Annotated in this window: 14 protein-coding genes; 11 read left to right on the top strand and 3 right to left on the bottom strand. The window is 65.9% G+C overall.

Annotated elements, in window-relative coordinates:
• Position 1: 1 nt before the first annotated feature.
• The 9 genes from pnp to purF all read left to right on the top strand — a co-directional run bounded on the left by pnp (position 2) and on the right by purF (position 10,688).
• Positions 2–2,101 carry a polyribonucleotide nucleotidyltransferase gene (gene pnp, locus OXU42_16745; protein MDE0031037.1) on the top strand — a complete coding sequence of 700 codons (2,100 nt, stop codon included), beginning with the start codon at positions 2–4 and terminating at the stop codon, positions 2,099–2,101.
• An 11-nt stretch (positions 2,102–2,112) separates the two neighbouring features.
• Positions 2,113–3,399 carry a pitrilysin family protein gene (locus OXU42_16740; GenBank protein ID MDE0031036.1) on the top strand — a complete coding sequence of 429 codons (1,287 nt, stop codon included), beginning with the start codon at positions 2,113–2,115 and terminating at the stop codon, positions 3,397–3,399.
• 5 nt (positions 3,400–3,404) lie between these two features.
• Positions 3,405–3,881, top strand: a complete 477-nt coding sequence (gene dut, locus OXU42_16735) for a dUTP diphosphatase (protein MDE0031035.1) — start codon at positions 3,405–3,407, stop codon at positions 3,879–3,881.
• A complete protein-coding gene (gene purB / locus OXU42_16730; protein ID MDE0031034.1) occupies positions 3,878–5,176 on the top strand; it encodes an adenylosuccinate lyase in 1,299 nt (432 codons plus the stop codon). The genes dut and purB overlap by 4 nt, the downstream gene beginning before the upstream one ends.
• A 64-nt stretch (positions 5,177–5,240) precedes the next feature.
• On the top strand, positions 5,241–5,948 hold the full coding sequence (locus tag OXU42_16725) for a phosphoribosylaminoimidazolesuccinocarboxamide synthase (GenBank protein ID MDE0031033.1): 708 nt from the start codon (positions 5,241–5,243) through the stop codon (positions 5,946–5,948).
• Between the two features lie 73 nt (positions 5,949–6,021).
• Positions 6,022–6,264 (top strand): phosphoribosylformylglycinamidine synthase subunit PurS, encoded by a 243-nt coding sequence (gene purS, locus OXU42_16720; protein ID MDE0031032.1) that lies wholly within the window; start codon positions 6,022–6,024, stop codon positions 6,262–6,264.
• Positions 6,265–6,268: 4 nt separating this feature from the next.
• Positions 6,269–6,970, top strand: a complete 702-nt coding sequence (purQ, locus tag OXU42_16715; GenBank protein ID MDE0031031.1) for a phosphoribosylformylglycinamidine synthase subunit PurQ — start codon at positions 6,269–6,271, stop codon at positions 6,968–6,970.
• 6 nt (positions 6,971–6,976) lie between these two features.
• Positions 6,977–9,208, top strand: a complete 2,232-nt coding sequence (purL, locus tag OXU42_16710) for a phosphoribosylformylglycinamidine synthase subunit PurL (GenBank protein ID MDE0031030.1) — start codon at positions 6,977–6,979, stop codon at positions 9,206–9,208.
• A 52-nt stretch (positions 9,209–9,260) separates the two neighbouring features.
• Entirely contained in the window at positions 9,261–10,688 is a 1,428-nt protein-coding gene (purF, locus tag OXU42_16705) for an amidophosphoribosyltransferase (GenBank protein MDE0031029.1), read from the top strand.
• Positions 10,689–11,127: 439 nt separating this feature from the next.
• Here purF and OXU42_16700 read toward each other — a convergent pair whose 3' ends face one another.
• Both OXU42_16700 and OXU42_16695 read right to left on the bottom strand, forming a co-directional pair.
• Complete coding sequence (locus OXU42_16700) at positions 11,128–11,517, bottom strand: DUF5615 family PIN-like protein (GenBank protein MDE0031028.1); 390 nt, start codon at positions 11,515–11,517, stop codon at positions 11,128–11,130.
• Complete coding sequence (locus OXU42_16695) at positions 11,514–12,062, bottom strand: DUF433 domain-containing protein (GenBank protein MDE0031027.1); 549 nt, start codon at positions 12,060–12,062, stop codon at positions 11,514–11,516. The genes OXU42_16700 and OXU42_16695 overlap by 4 nt, the downstream gene beginning before the upstream one ends.
• 277 nt (positions 12,063–12,339) lie before the next feature.
• Between OXU42_16695 and OXU42_16690 the strand changes: the two genes are divergently transcribed.
• Complete coding sequence (locus tag OXU42_16690; GenBank protein MDE0031026.1) at positions 12,340–12,720, top strand: hypothetical protein; 381 nt, start codon at positions 12,340–12,342, stop codon at positions 12,718–12,720.
• A gap of 119 nt (positions 12,721–12,839) precedes the next feature.
• Complete coding sequence (locus tag OXU42_16685) at positions 12,840–13,499, top strand: glutathione S-transferase family protein (protein MDE0031025.1); 660 nt, start codon at positions 12,840–12,842, stop codon at positions 13,497–13,499.
• A gap of 34 nt (positions 13,500–13,533) precedes the next feature.
• On the opposite strand, the gene OXU42_16680 is transcribed toward OXU42_16685, so the two are convergent.
• Positions 13,534–15,218 (bottom strand): hydantoinase B/oxoprolinase family protein (locus OXU42_16680; protein ID MDE0031024.1); only part of this gene is annotated, 1,685 nt, incomplete at its 5' end.

Here is a 15,218-nt window from a genome sequence, read left to right as displayed (position 1 = left end):
TATGCAAACAAAGATCGAGTTGGACTATTGCGGCCGACCTCTATGCGTCGACCTCGGCAAGGTCGCCAAGCAGGCCGACGGCGCCGCGCTGGTGCGTTTCGGCGAGACCGTCGTCCTCGCTACCGCCGTGGCCTCCAAGGACGTACGCGAGGAGATCGACTTCTTCCCGCTCACCGTCGATTACCAGGAAAAGACCTTTGCCGCCGGGCGTATTCCCGGAGGGTTCTTCAAACGGGAGGGCCGTCCTTCGGAAAAGGAGATCCTCACCTGCCGGCTCATCGACCGGTCCATCCGTCCGCTGTTCGCGGGCGGGGTCAAGGCCGAAACGCAGATCATCGTCACCGTGCTGTCCGCGGACGGGGAGAACGACACCGACGCGGTCTCCATGTTCGCCGCCTCGCTGGCCATCGAGATATCGGACATACCGTTCAACGGTCCGCTGGCCGGCGTGCGGGTGGGCCGCGTTGACGGCGAGTGGGTGATGAACCCGCTCCAGAGCCGGATACCGGATTGCGACGTCAATATCTTTCTCTCGGGAACGCGGGACGGCATTGTGATGGTGGAAGGCGGTGCGTCGATGGTGCCCGAGGACGAAGTGCTGGACGCGCTCTTCCAGGGGCATCAGGCGATCCAGCCGCTCATCGATCTTCAGGACAAGCTCAGGGATCAGCTCGGCAAGGCCAAGCGGGTGGCGCCCAAGGAGGAGAAGGACGAGTCGCTGACGGCCTGGGTGCGGAACCATGCGGAGGAGAAGGTCAAGGAGGCGGTCTGCATCGCCGACAAGAAACAGCGCAACTCCCGCGTCGACGAAGTAGGCGCGGAGGTCATGACCACGGGCGCGGAGGAGTTTCCCGGCCGCGAGAGGGAGCTCAAGGGCGCCTACAGGGACCTGGAGAAGTTCCAGCTTCGGGACCTCGTGGTGCAGCAGCGCAAACGCATCGATGGGCGCGGGCTCAAGGACGTGCGTCCCATCACCTGCGAGGCGGGCCTGTTGCCGCGCACCCACGGCTCGGCGCTGTTTACCCGTGGCGAGACCCAGGCGCTGGTGGTGGCTACCCTCGGTACGTCCGGCGACGCGCAGCGCGTCGACGCCCTCACCGGCGAGCAGTTCAAGAAGTTCATGCTGCACTACAACTTCCCGCCCTACAGCACCGGCGAGGTCAAGTTCCTGCGCAGCCCGGGCCGGCGCGAGATCGGCCACGGCGCGCTCGCCGAGCGGGCGCTGGTGCCGGTCCTCCCCCAGGAGGATGAATTCCCCTACACCCTGCGCGTGGTTTCCGAGATCCTGGCGTCCAACGGTTCCAGCTCCATGGCGAGCGTGTGCGGCGGCTCCCTGTCGCTCATGGACGCCGGCGTTCCCATCAAGGCTCCGGTGGCGGGCATCGCCATGGGCCTGATCAAGGAAGACGACGAGGTGCGCGTGCTGACGGACATCCTCGGCGACGAGGACCATCTCGGCGACATGGACTTCAAGGTCGCCGGCACCCGCGAGGGCATCACGGCGCTGCAGATGGACATCAAGATCAGCGGCGTCACCCGCGAGATCATGCAGGAGGCCCTGTACCAGGCGCGGGAGGGCCGGCTGCACATCCTCGACATCATGGACGGCACCCTGGCGGAGACGCGCGAGGAGGTCTCGCGCCACGCGCCGCGCATCACCACCATCAAGGTCCGCCCCGAGAAGATCCGCGACATCATCGGACCGGGAGGCAAGGTCATCCGCGGCATCGTCGAGGCCACGGGCACGAAGATCGACGTGCAGGACGACGGTACCGTCACGGTGGCGTCCGTCGACGAGGCGGGCAGCCGCCGGGCCCTGGACATGATCGAGGGCATCGTCGCCGAGGTGGAGATCGGCCGCATCTACAAGGGCACGGTGCGGCGCGTGATGGACTTCGGCGCGTTCGTCGAGATCCTGCCGGGCACCGACGGGCTGGTGCACATCTCGCAGATCGCGGACGACCACGTGCGGCGGGTGCGGGACGTGCTCAACGAGGGCGACGAGCTGATGGTGAAGGTGCTGGACGTGGACCGGCAGGGCAAGATCCGTCTCAGCCGCAAGGAGGCCCTGAAGGAAGAGCAGACCTCCGAGCGGGTTTAGTCATCCATCCGATGTTCCACAAGACGGTTCTGGACAACGGCGTCAGGATTCTTACCGAGCAGCGCTCCGGAACCCGGGCGGTGAGTCTCGGCATCTGGGTGGAGAACGGCTCCCGCCACGAAGAGCCCCGGCAGGGGGGCCTGTCCCATTTTCTGGAGCACTTGCTGTTCAAGGGCACCAAGACCCGTAGCGCACAGCGGATCGCCGAGGAGATGGACGCCGTGGGAGGGGTGCTCAACGCCTTCACCGGCAAGGAGAACACCTGCTACTACGCCAAGGTGGTGGACGAGCATCTGCCCTTGGCCGTCGACGTCCTGAGCGACCTCTTTCTCAACTCGGTGTTCGATCCGGAGGAGATCGAGCGGGAGCGCACCGTAATCCTCCAGGAGATCGCCTCGGCGGACGAGAACCCCGAGGACTTCGTCCACGACCTGTTCAGCCTCGACTACTTCGGCGACCATCCCCTGGGGCGGGCGGTGTGCGGCGAGGTGGACACCGTTTCCGGCTTTGCCCGGGACGACCTCGTCGAGTTCATGGCCGAGCGTTACCGGCCCGGGCGGGTCATCATCGCCGGGGCCGGCAACCTCTCGCATGCCGCGCTGGTGGACGCGGTGGGCGGCGCCTTCGGCGCCATCGAGGCCAAGCCGTTGCAGGCTCCGGTGGCGGCGCCGGAGCCCCGTTCCGGCCTGTTCCACCACCCGCGCAAGCTCGGGCAGGTGCACATCTGCCTGGGAACGCCGGCGCTGCCGCACGGCGACCCGCGAATGTACGTGGCGCACGTTCTCAACACGCTGCTCGGCGGCGGCATGAGCTCGCGCCTGTTCCAGGAGATTCGCGAGCGCCGCGGCAGGGCCTACTCGGTCTATTCGTTCCTGGCGCCCTACCGGGACACCGGCTACCTCGGCGTCTACGTCGGCACCAAGGCGGAGTGGGCCCGGGAGGTCATGGACCTTGCCGTGGACGAGATGGCCAAGGTGGCCGCGGGGCAGGTGACCGAGGAGGAGCTCGGGCGCGCGCGCGAGCAACTGGTCGGGAACACGCTGCTGGGCCTTGAGTCCGCGGACTCTTGGATGACACACATGACCCGGAGCGAGATGCACCGCGGCGCGCAGATTTCCGTGGAGGACATCACCCGCGGCGTGCGCGACGTCACGCTGGAAGCGGTGGCCCAACTGGCCCGCGAGTTGTTCGCGCCCGGCGCCCTGACCGCCACCCTGCTGGGCGACCTGGAAGGCCACAGCGTCGACGGCGTCCAATTCGCTGGCACGTCTCGCGAGGCCGCCGCTGCCAACCCCTGAGGGCGGTGGCCGACGTCAAGGTCCAGATCAGGCGGGTGAGGGACGGCAAGGCCGCCGTTCCCTTGCCGCGTTACATGACCGAGGGTTCGGCGGGGCTGGACTTGGCCGCCGCGGTGGAGGATGAGGTAGTGCTCGCGCCGCTGGAGCGGGCCTTGATACCTACCGGCTTCGCACTGGCGCTGCCGCCGGGCTTCGAGGCGCAGATCCGTCCCCGGAGCGGCCTGGCGCTGAAGCACGGCGTCACCTTGGTGAACAGTCCCGGCACCGTCGACTCGGACTACCGCGGCGAGGTGCAGCTCGCCATCATCAACTTGGGCGCGGAGCCGGCGACCATCCGCCACGGCGACCGCATCGCCCAGTTGGTGGTGCAGCGTGTCCCGCGGGTGCAATTGGAGGAAGTGGACGAACTGCCCGCCTCCACCCGTGACGCCGGCGGCTTCGGGCACACCGGCGCACAGGAACCGGGAACTCGCAGAACATGATCGACCGCTACACACGCCCCGAGATGGCGCGGATCTGGTCCGAGGAGAACCGCTTCGGCAAGTGGCTGGAGGTGGAGATCCTGGCCACCGAAGCGTTGGCCGAGCTGGGCAAGGTGCCCGGGGACGTGCCCGCGCGCATCCGCCGCAACGCGCGCTTCGACGTCGCGCGCATCCGCGAGATCGAACGCGAGGTGCACCACGAGCTGATCGCCTTCCTGCGCAACCTCGCCGAGTCCATCGGCGACGACGCCCGTTTCGTGCACGTGGGCATGACCTCGTCCGACGTCATGGACACGGGTTTCTCGCTGCAGCTCAAGGACGCCAGCGCGCTCCTGCTGGAAGACGTGCGCGCGTTCATGTCGGTGCTGCGGGAGCAGGCGCACCGCTACAAGGACACGCCCATGATGGGGCGCACCCACGGGATCCACGCCGAGCCCATCACCTTCGGCCTCAAGCTGGCCCTGTGGCACGAGGAGATGGGCCGCAACCTGACGCGCCTGGAGGGCGCCGTGGCCGAGGTATGCTGCGGCATCGTCTCCGGCGCGGTCGGCACCTATGCGCAGGTGCCCCCGGAGGTGGAGGCGTACGTGTGCAAGGCCGCGGGCCTCACGCCCGACCCCGTGTCCAACCAGATCATCCAGCGCGACCGCCACGCCTACTTCTTCAGCGTCCTGGCCGTGCTGGCCAGTTCCATCGAGAAGTTCGCCGTGGAGATCCGTCACCTCCAGCGCACCGAGGTGCTGGAAGCCGAGGAACCCTTCGCCGCGACCCAGATGGGGTCGTCCGCCATGCCCCACAAGCGCAACCCGATCCTGTCGGAGAACGTGTCCGGCCTGGCGCGGCTGGTGCGCTCATACTCGGTTTCGGCGCTGGAGAACGTGGCCCTGTGGCACGAGCGCGACATCAGCCACTCGTCGGTGGAACGGGTCATCGGCCCCGACGCCACCGTCCTGGTGGACTTCATGCTCTACCGGTTCACCCGCGTCATCCGCGGCCTGTGCGTCTACCCCGAGAACATGGAGCGCAACCTGGCCCTGAGCGGCGGCGCGGTGTTCTCGCAGGGCGTGATGCTGCGCCTGGTGGAGAAGGGGCTCGCGCGCGACGAGGCCTACAAGATCGTCCAGCGCCACGGGCTCGTGGCCGCCAAGGAGGGTAAGGACCTCAAGCAGCAGTTGCTGGAAGACGCCACGGTCACGGAGCACCTGAGCGCCGGCGAGATCGATGAGATCTGGCAGTTGAAGGATTGCTTCAGGCACGTGGACACCATCTTCGAACGGGTTTTCGGCGCGGCCTGAAGAGCGGCCGCGCCGGACAGGACACTAGATTCAAACCGCGCCCGCAAGGCGCACGAGGAGAGCCATGGAAAAGCGTGACTTCATGTACGAGGGCAAGGCGAAGAAGCTCTACGCCACAGACGATCCCGCCAAGATGATCCAGTACTTCAAGGACGACGCCAGCGCCTTCAACAAGAAGAAGCTGGGCACCGTGATGTCCAAGGGAGTCGTCAACAACGCCATCTCCGAGGTGCTGTTCAAGCACCTGGAGGACAACGGCGTGCCGACCCACTTCCTGGATCGCCTCAACGAACGGGAGATGCTGGTGTGGAAGCTGGACATGCTCCCCATCGAGGTGATCATCCGGAACATCGTGGCCGGCAGCATGGCCAAGCGCCTGGGCCTGGAGGAGGGGCAGTCGCTGTCCACCACGATCCTGGAGTTCTGCTACAAGTGCGACGAGCTCGACGATCCGATCATCAACGACTACCACATCCTGGCGTTGGGCTATGCCACCGCGGAGGAGCTGGAGGAGATCAAGCGTCTCACCTTCCGCACCAACGAGCTGATGAGGGCGTTCTTCGACGAGCGGGACCTGATCCTCGTGGACTTCAAGCTCGAGTTCGGGAAGCGCGACGGCCAAGTCGTCCTCGCCGACGAGATCTGCCCCGACACCTGCCGCTTCTGGCAGAAGGGCTCCCTGGAGAAGATGGACAAGGACCGCTTCCGCCGCGACCTGGGCGGCGTCGAGGAAGCCTACCAGGAGGTCTGCCGCCGGGTGACCGGCGGGTAAATGGCTGCGGAGCCGCCCGCTCAACCGTCATTCCCGCGAAAGCGGGAATCCAGGGGTGGGGCGTCGCTTCACCATGCTCGTCAAAGTCTTCGTAACCCTCAAGGAGGGCGTCCTCGACCCCCAGGGCAAGGCCGTGGAGAACTCCCTTCACAGCCTGGGCTTCGGCGCCGTCCGGGAAGTGCGCGTGGGCAAGTACCTGGAGCTGAGCCTGGACGTGGCGGAGGCGGAGGACGCCGAGCAGCAGGCGCGGCGCATGTGCGAGAAGCTGCTGGCCAACCCGGTCATCGAGGACTACCGCTTCGAGGTTGCGGGATAAGGCCATGCGCTGGGGAGTGGCGATCTTTCCCGGCTCCTGCGACGATGACGACGTCGTCCATTGCCTGCGTCACGTGCTCGGGCACGACGTGCGTACCCTGTGGCACAAGGACCCGTTCGATGGCCGGTGCGACGGCGTCGTCCTCCCGGGCGGCTTCTCCTACGGCGACTACCTGCGCGCCGGCGCCATGGCCCGCTTCGCGCCGGTCATGCAGGGCATCGTCGACTTCGCCGCGGCCGGCGGACTGGTGCTGGGCATCTGCAACGGCTTCCAGATACTGTGCGAGGCCGGGCTGCTGCCCGGCACGCTCACGCGCAACGAGTCCTTGCGCTTCGTGTGCCGGCGCGTAACCCTGTGCGTGGAACACGCCCGGTCGCCGTTCACGTGCGCGGCCGAACCCGGCGACCTGCTCGAGATGCCGGTGAAGCACGGCGAAGGCCGCTTCTACGCGGACGCCCCCACGCTCAAGGAACTCCGCGACAATGGACAGGTGCTGCTGCGTTACGTGGACGCGGCCGGACGGACCTCCGACAAGGCCAATCCCAACGGCTCCGTGGAAAACATCGCCGGCGTGTGCAATCGCCGCCGCAACGTCTTCGGCCTGATGCCGCATCCGGAGGATGCCGCGGAATCGCTGCTCGGGGGCGTCGGCGGCCTGACCATCTTTTCCTCCATGGCCGCCGAGGTCCGGCGGCGGAACGCGTAACTCGACATGAGCGACGCAACGAGCCCCGACACTGCGCCCGTGACCCCCGAGACAGTTCGCGCCCATGGACTGACCGACCACGAATACGCCGAGATCGTGCGCCTTCTGGGACGCGCGCCGAACCTCACCGAGCTGGGCGTGTTCTCGGTCATGTGGTCGGAGCACTGCAGCTACAAGAGCTCGCGCAAGCACCTGAAGCAGCTTCCCACCGAAGGCCCCCGCGTCATCCACGGCCCGGGCGAGAACGCCGGCGTCATGGACATCGGCGACGGCCTCGCCGTGGTGTTCAAGATCGAGAGCCACAACCACCCGTCCTTCATCGAGCCCTACCAGGGCGCGGCCACCGGCGTGGGCGGCATCCTGCGCGACGTCTTCACCATGGGAGCGCGCCCCATCGCCAGTCTCAACTCGCTGCGCTTCGGCGGCGCTCGCCACCCCAAGACCCCCTACCTGGTGAACGGCGTGGTGGGCGGCATCGGCGGCTACGGCAACTGCGTCGGCGTGCCCACCGTGGGCGGCGACATCTACTTCGACGAGTGCTACGACGCCAACATCCTGGTGAACGCCTTCACCCTGGGCCTGGCGGAGCGGGACCGCATCTTCACCGGCAAGGCCCGGGGCGCCGGCAACCCGGTGGTGTACGTCGGCTCCAAGACCGGTCGGGACGGAGTCCACGGCGCCACCATGGCGTCGGAGTCCTTCTCCGAGGACTCCGAGCAGCGCCGCCCCACGGTGCAGGTGGGCGATCCTTTCACCGAGAAGCTCCTCATCGAGGCATGCCTGGAGCTGATGCGGACCGACGCCATCGTGGGCATCCAGGATATGGGCGCCGCCGGCCTTACCAGTTCGGCCGTGGAGATGGCCGGGCGCGCGGGCTCGGGCGTGGAGCTGGAGCTGGCGCGCGTGCCGTTGCGCGAGAGGGGCATGACCCCTTACGAGATCCTGCTGTCGGAGTCCCAGGAGCGCATGCTGCTGGTGGCGCACCCGGAGTCGGTGGCCGAGGTCCGGGCGATCTTCCAGCGCTGGGACCTGGACGCGGTGGTGGTGGGCCGGGTCATCGACGAGCCCGTTTTCCGGGTGCTGTCGGCGGGCCGTCCGGTGGCCGACATCCCGGTGGCCGCCCTCACCGACGCCGCGCCGGCGTACGACCGGCCGGCCAAGCGCCCGCCGCGCCAGGACGAGCTCCAGCGCCTGGACGCGGACGCGTTGCCCCGGCCCGAGAGCATTACTCGCGTGCTGGAACAACTGCTGGATTCTCCAAACCTGGCTTCCAGGGAGTGGGTCTACCGCCAGTACGACCACTATGTGCGCGGCAACACGGTGCTGGCGCCGGGCGCGGACGCCGCGGTGATCCGCGTCAAGGGCACTTCCAAGGGGCTGGCCCTGACCGTGGACTGCAACGCGCGCTACTGCTACCTGGACCCCCACGCGGGCGGCATGGCCGCGGTGGCCGAGGCGGCGCGGAACCTGGCGTGCGTCGGGGCGACGCCGCTGGGGCTCACGGATTGCCTGAACTTCGGCAATCCCGAGCGGGAGGACGTCATGTGGCAGTTCTCCCAGGCCATCCAGGGCATGCGCGAGGCGTGCCTGGCGCTGGAGGTCCCGGTGGTGAGCGGTAACGTGAGCTTCTACAACGAGACCGACGGCGTCTCCATCCACCCCACTCCCACCGTGGCCATGGTGGGCCTGCTGGAGGACGTGACGCGAATCGCCACCCCGTGGTTCAAGGAGGAGGGCGACCTGGTGGTGCTGCTGGGCCTCAACCGCGACGAGCTGGGCGGCAGCGAGTACCTCAAGGTCGTGCACGGACAGGTGGTGGGGAAACCCCCGGTGGTGGACCTCGCACTGGAGCGCGGCGTGCAGAGGACCTGCCGGTCGGCGGTGGAACAGGGGCTGCTCTCGTCGGCCCACGACGTTTCCGAAGGGGGACTTGCCGTGGCGTTGGCGGACTGCTGCATCTCACACCCCGACCCGGAGGGGATCGGCGCGGTCATCGAAATCGAGCAACGCGGGCGCGCGGACGCGCTCCTTTTCGGCGAATCGCATTCGCGCATCGTGGTATCCTTGAAGGAAAGGGATTACGGCCGGTTGCAGGACATCGCGAACCGGGAGAACGTTGCGATGGCGCTCATTGGAAAAGTGGACGGAGACCGTCTGGCGATCAACGACTTGGTGCGCGCGCCGGTGCAACGGCTGCGCAACATCTGGTCGACGGCCCTGGAGCGGTATGTTAAGTGACGAACAGGCTCGGAGAAGCGGCGCCGGATAGCGCTTTCCCAGGCAGGACCTGATGTTCGACAAGTTCCATGAAGAATGCGCGGTGGTCGGGGTCCACGGCCATCCCGAGGCCGCCAACATGGTGTACCTGGGGCTCTACGCCCTGCAGCACCGAGGCCAGGAATCGTCCGGCATCGTGTCCTCCGACGGCGACGTCCTCATCTCCCACCGCCAGATGGGTCTGGTGGCGGACGTCTTCAAGGAGGACATCATCAAGAACCTGCAAGGCGCCTCCGCCATCGGGCACAACCGCTATTCCACCAGCGGGCAGACCGACATCAAGAACGCACAGCCGTTCGTGGTGGAGTACGCCGACGGCCCCATCGCCGTGTCCCACAACGGCAACCTGGTCAACGCCAACGAGCTCCGCCAGCAACTCGAGGAGTCCGGCTCCATCTTCCAGTCCACCTCCGACACCGAGGTGATCGTCCACCTCATCGCCACCTCGAAGGAGAAGACCCTGACGGACCGCGTCGTCGACGCCCTCCACCGTGTCAAGGGCTCCTACTCCCTCGTATTCCTCACCACCCACACCATGATCGCCGCCCGCGATCCCCTGGGTTTCCGGCCGCTGATCCTGGGCCGGTTTCGCGGCGAGGGGGACAGGGACTCCTGGGTGGTGGCGTCGGAGACCTGCGTGCTGGATCTGATTGAGGCCGAGTACGTACGCGAGGTAGAGCCCGGCGAAGTTCTGGTCCTCAGCCGCGCCGGCATGGACTCACTCAAGCCCTTCCCCGAGGCCACTCCGGCCCGCTGCATCTTCGAGTCCATCTACTTTGCTCGCCCCGACAGCAACGTCTACGGCCACAGCGTCTACCAGTACCGCAAGGAGCTGGGCCGCCAGCTCGCACGGGAGAGCCACGTGGACGCCGACCTGGTGACTCCGGTGCCCGACTCCGGCGTGCCCGCCGCCATCGGCTACGCCGAGCAGTCCGGCATCCCGCTCGACCTCGCCCTGATCCGCAACCACTACGTCGGCCGCACCTTCATCGAACCGCAGCAGCACATCCGCAACTTCGGCGTCAAGATCAAGCTCAACGCCATGCGCGAGGTGCTCCAGGGCAAGCGCGTGGTGGTGGTGGACGACTCCATCGTCCGCGGCACCACCAGCCAGAAGATCATCCGCATGCTGCGCGAGGCGGGGGCCGCCGAGGTCCACGTCCGCATCAGCTCACCCCCCACCATCAGTCCCTGCTACTACGGCATCGACACCCCCACCCACAAGGAGCTCATCGCCTCCGTCCACTCCGTCGAAGGCATCCGCGCCTTCATCGGCGCCGACTCCCTCGCCTACCTCAGCCGCCAAGGCCTCTACACCTTCTTCAAGGGCAACGACGCCGGCTATTGCGATGCCTGCTTCACCGCCAACTACCCGGTGCTCGCGGACGACAACGGCAAGACGCCGCAGTTGCATCTGTTCGAGGCGGTGAGCCGGCGGTGACAGTATCCGAGACCACTTACCCGTAAGGGGCACCGACCAACAGAGGAATTGTATGGGGCCCGCTCCGCTGGCCTTATCGAGACTACTACAAGTTATTCGTCGACGGTCAGATTGTAGAGCTATTGCTCCATTCCGATGAGCCGTATCTCATTGACAACCTGGAGCAAAGACTTTCATCGGGCTTCCACGTCGAGAGCAAGAGGTTTCGCCGAATATGGCTCTTGCTAAGCTATGACCCCCGGACCGAGAGGTGTCCCGTAGTAGAACTCGTGGCAGCGACTAGCGCTCCGTCGTAGACTTTAACGGTTCCTTGGCGGAAGCGGGTCTCGCTCTCTAGCAGCGCATCGTCGATACACTGGAACGGGTTGATGAGGCAGTACTAGAGATAGGATAGCGCATGGGCTTGGCGACGTCGGCTGCCGAACACGCTGTTTCACCGTCAAAGGCCGGATGAAGCCCATCGACGCACCTGGACCCTCTTGTCGCGTGTCATAGTGATTTCGAGCACATCGTTGATGGGTTCGTCCTGGGCCAAGTGGTCGAGGGCAAGGCTAAACAACCGCTTTTGTACCACGAGGCTCATAAACTCATGTGTCACGTTCAGGCAGATGAGTCCTGAGTGTATGGCCTCACGTTCAACCAAGCGTGTGAAGTCTATTGTGTTATTCGTGACAAGCACATAGCCATCCTGTACGGCGCGCCGGACAATGACCCAGTCTGCTGTTGCTCCCAGACCGAGCCACGTTACGTGCACCGATTCAAGGAATCCCCTCTTGCGCGCGTCCGTGGCGAGGTCGGGACTGAGGCACTCGTCGATCAGGAATTTCACGACGTCGGTGGGAGGTCGTCGGAGTGGATCACACGAGACGAGCGTGTCATGGGTCTTCGCGACGGTGATACATTGCGCCGCCGTCCGCGGCGCGGATACGCTTCGGCGTATATTGGCGCAGCGCTGATCTGTCTTTCCGTTAATCTCGGATAAGCGGTCCGGAGTGAGGAAACGGAGTCACCGTTCGCGAGCATGGCGGCGATATCGTGGACCGGGATCCGCGTGCCTTTGAAACACGGTGCTCCTGCCATCACCTTGTCGTCGGTCTCGACCATTCGCTTCGCCTCTGCCAAGAGCGTGACCCGCCGAAACACAGCCTCCTCCATCACCCGCAAATCGACCAAAAGGGGCTCGTCATACACGGTCTCGGCTGCTGGCTCGTCGAGCAGGCGCCGGATAAAACGGCGTCGTCCCTCCGGTGTAAGGACTGGCCTTAACTGGTAAGCAATTTTCAGGCCAACTAGGCCTGTCCCGAGCACGATGCGTGTGCCGCTTCGGCTCTCTGCTGCCTCACCCAGCAAGCCGGCGTCAATGATCCGATGCACCTGCTTCAAGGGGACACCGGTGATGCATGATGCCTCGGTTGCCGACCAGGATTCTTTGGCCCAAGCCCTCGCCTTAAATGTTTCCGCCATTCCGGAAGATATTTTAACCCGATGGGGGGAAGAGGGCAACTCAGCAGTCGCACAGTGAGTGAACGGGCCCGTTTTTGGCGTTGTAGAGAGGGCGTTACGGGCTGCGGCCGCATTGGCGGGTGACGAATTTCGGTGTAAACTCTTCAATTGTTTCCAGCGGGAACCAAGCTTCATTGAGGTTGACGTGATGCCGAAGACAGCATCAACAGAGGAACGACTCGCCTTGCTGTGGGATGCAGTGCTCAACCTCGCTCTTCCCGCCGGCGAGCAGATTGCGATACTCGAGGCGGCAGGTGACGGTCGAGCGGTTGATGAACTGGCGCTTGACTACAGCGACAGTTGTTGGGTTGTCGACGATGCAGTGTCAAGGAACGACCTGACGCAAGGCGAACTCTCCGCGCTGCGATCTCTGGACCGGAAACTCGACCAAATGAGTGGCGAGACAAATGCCACAAGTTGGACGGTCGAGGCCTTGCAGTCCTCTGACTGCTGGAAAGATGTCCGGAAACTGGCCGTGGCCGCCTTGGCGATGAAACAGATTGCCAAGGTCAAGAAACCGGCCGCGTGACAAACGGTCGAGCCCTTTCCGCCCCCCGATAGGCTGTCCGGGTGATGCCCTGTTGGCAGCAGTGAGGGTCCATGCAGCCGACTCCACCATGGAACGGCGGGTGGCGGGAGAATGTTGAGATGAGCGAACTGACCCTGGTGATCGGCAACAAGAACTACTCCTCATGGTCCCTTCGGCCGTGGCTGGCTCTGCGCCATGCCGGCATCCCGTTTGCCGAAAAGATGATTCTGCTGTTCGACGAGAACTGGAAGGAAGCCATCGCCGCCGTCTCCCCGTCGGGGCGCGTGCCGGTGTTGCTTCACGGCGAACGCACCATATGGGAAACCCTCGCGATCCTGGAATACGCCCACGAGCTGTTCCCCGAGGCCAGCCTGTGGCCCGAGGATCGGGATGCGCGTGCGATGGCTCGTTCCATCGCCAACGAAATGCATGCCGGCTTTACCGCTCTGCGCAACTGCATGCCCATGAACCTGCGTCGCACGGACCTGAAGGGCAAGGGCCGTGGCCCCGGGGTCGCGGAAGACATCGCCCGGGTATGCGAGATCTGGCGTGAGTGCCGTGACCGCTACTGTGAGAGCGGCGACTTTCTCTTCGGCGGCTTCGGTGTGGCCGATGCCATGTTCGCCCCGGTGGTCACTCGCCTGGATACGTACGGGGTCGAACTCGACGACACTTGCACCGCCTACAGCCGTGCTGTCCTGGCACTGCCTGCCTTCGTCGAATGGCGCGACGCGGCGCTTCAAGAACCGTGGGTCGTGTCCGAAGACGAGATCGATTGAATCCCGTCAAGGGAGAGTTATTGCATTCCACCGTTCAGCCCTTGCCACGCAGTTGGTTGGTCGCGGGCCGATCCAGGACAATCGCGCCCTCTCGGTTGCTCAAAGCAACCCCGTAGTCGTCCCTTGCCCGCTCCATCGACACGTACCCCTGACGCACATCTTCCAGCACCGCCTCCGGGCTGCGCTCGAACGCTGCTCCCACGCCGCCGCCGCCCGGGCGCTCCATCCGCAGCACGTCGCCGCTCTTGAGGCGCTGATCGCCGAAACGCGAGGGCATGCTGCGCTCGTCGTCGTCGCCGGGGTTGATGATGCAGGCGCCGGTGCCGCCGGAGTGGCCGCCGGCGATGCCCTGAGGGGCGAGGGCGTGCTTGTCGGTGCGCATGGAGAAGCGCACTTCGTCCTGGAGGATGCGGTACTCGCGGACGAAGCCGAGGCCGCCGCGGTGGCGGCCGGGGCCGCCGGAGTCCTGCAGGAGCTCGAAGCGTTCGACGCGGGTGGGGAACTCGGACTCGATGATCTCCACGGGGGCGATCTTGCCGTTGCTCAGGTGGAAGGAGGTGGCGGAGGCGCCGTCCTTGCCGTTGCGGCCGCCGACGCCGCCGGCGAAGATCTCGTACTGGACGTAGCTGCGCTTGCCGTCGCGGGCGCGGCCGCCCAAGGCGATGGCGCCGCTGCCGGAGCCCTCGGCGATGGTCTTGCCGGGGACCAGGGAGCCCATGGCCTGAAGCACGGCCTCGGCCACCACCAGCGCGGTGGGCATGTAGGCGTTCACCGCGGCGGGGTAGTCGGGACAGACCACGGTCCCCTGGCGGAAGCGGGTTTCCACCACCCGCGCCAAGCCTTGGTTGATGGGCAGGAACGGGTCCACGAGAGCGATGAGGCAGTAGTAGCAGCAGGCCCGCACCAAGGGCGGGCGGATGTTGGCGGGGCCGGTGGTCTGGGGACTGCACTCGGAGAAGTCGAAAAGGACGCGGTCGCCGGTCTTTTCCACGGTGACACGGATGCGCACGGGTTTGTCGAGGTCGATGCCGTCGTTGTCGACGCACGCCTCGCCTTGGTACCGGCCGTCGGGCCAGGAGGCGATGACCTGCCGGAGGCGCCGCTCGGCGTGACCGGCCAGCTCCTCGGTGGCGGCCATGACCGTGTTTTTGCCGTACTTGTCCAGCAACTCGGCCATGCGCCGTTCGCCCAGCCGGTTGGCGCCCACCTGGCCGCGGATGTCGCCCACCACCACCTCGGGCGTACGGCTGTTGGCGTGGATGAACCACTCCAGCTCGCGCACCGGCCTGCCGGCGTCCATGAACTTCACCGCGGGCAGGTGCAGGCCTTCCTGGAAGATCTCCCTCGCCGTGCCCGAGCCGCTGCCCGGCACCGTGCCGCCGATGTCGCTCTTGTGCGCCATGCTGGCGCAGAAGCCCACCCACTCGCCCTGGTAGAAGACGGGGGTCAGCACGCCCATGTCCGGTGCGTGGGGGCTGCCGCCGCGGTAGGGGTGGTTGACGATGTACGCGTCGCCCTCTTGCAGATATTCCGGGGAAAACCGTTCCAGCAGGCCCTCGGCGCATGCGGGAAAGGCGCCCATGTGGAGCGGGAGCACCACGTGCTGGGCGATGACCTCGGCCCGGGTGTTCAGGATCGCGCAACTGGCGTCGTGCGATTCCCGTATGATGGTGGAGAAGCCGGTGCGGAAGAGCGAGGTCTGCATCTCCTGCACGATGC

This window comes from Deltaproteobacteria bacterium (assembly GCA_028818775.1).
Classification (GTDB): Bacteria; Desulfobacterota; Binatia; order UBA9968; family JAJDTQ01; genus JAJDTQ01.
This window is presented reverse-complemented; position numbering and strand designations above follow the sequence as displayed.

What these genes read in the sequence shown, in the direction of transcription:
- pnp (MDE0031037.1), top strand. Translation starts at nt 2, where the DNA reads ATGCAAACAAAGATCGAGTTGGACTATTGCGGCCGACCTCTATGCGTC.
- OXU42_16740 (MDE0031036.1), top strand. Translation starts at nt 2,113, where the DNA reads ATGTTCCACAAGACGGTTCTGGACAACGGCGTCAGGATTCTTACCGAG.
- purB (MDE0031034.1), top strand. Translation starts at nt 3,878, where the DNA reads ATGATCGACCGCTACACACGCCCCGAGATGGCGCGGATCTGGTCCGAG.
- OXU42_16725 (MDE0031033.1), top strand. Translation starts at nt 5,241, where the DNA reads ATGGAAAAGCGTGACTTCATGTACGAGGGCAAGGCGAAGAAGCTCTAC.
- purS (MDE0031032.1), top strand. Translation starts at nt 6,022, where the DNA reads ATGCTCGTCAAAGTCTTCGTAACCCTCAAGGAGGGCGTCCTCGACCCC.
- purQ (MDE0031031.1), top strand. Translation starts at nt 6,269, where the DNA reads ATGCGCTGGGGAGTGGCGATCTTTCCCGGCTCCTGCGACGATGACGAC.
- purL (MDE0031030.1), top strand. Translation starts at nt 6,977, where the DNA reads ATGAGCGACGCAACGAGCCCCGACACTGCGCCCGTGACCCCCGAGACA.
- purF (MDE0031029.1), top strand. Translation starts at nt 9,261, where the DNA reads ATGTTCGACAAGTTCCATGAAGAATGCGCGGTGGTCGGGGTCCACGGC.
- OXU42_16690 (MDE0031026.1), top strand. Translation starts at nt 12,340, where the DNA reads ATGCCGAAGACAGCATCAACAGAGGAACGACTCGCCTTGCTGTGGGAT.
- OXU42_16685 (MDE0031025.1), top strand. Translation starts at nt 12,840, where the DNA reads ATGAGCGAACTGACCCTGGTGATCGGCAACAAGAACTACTCCTCATGG.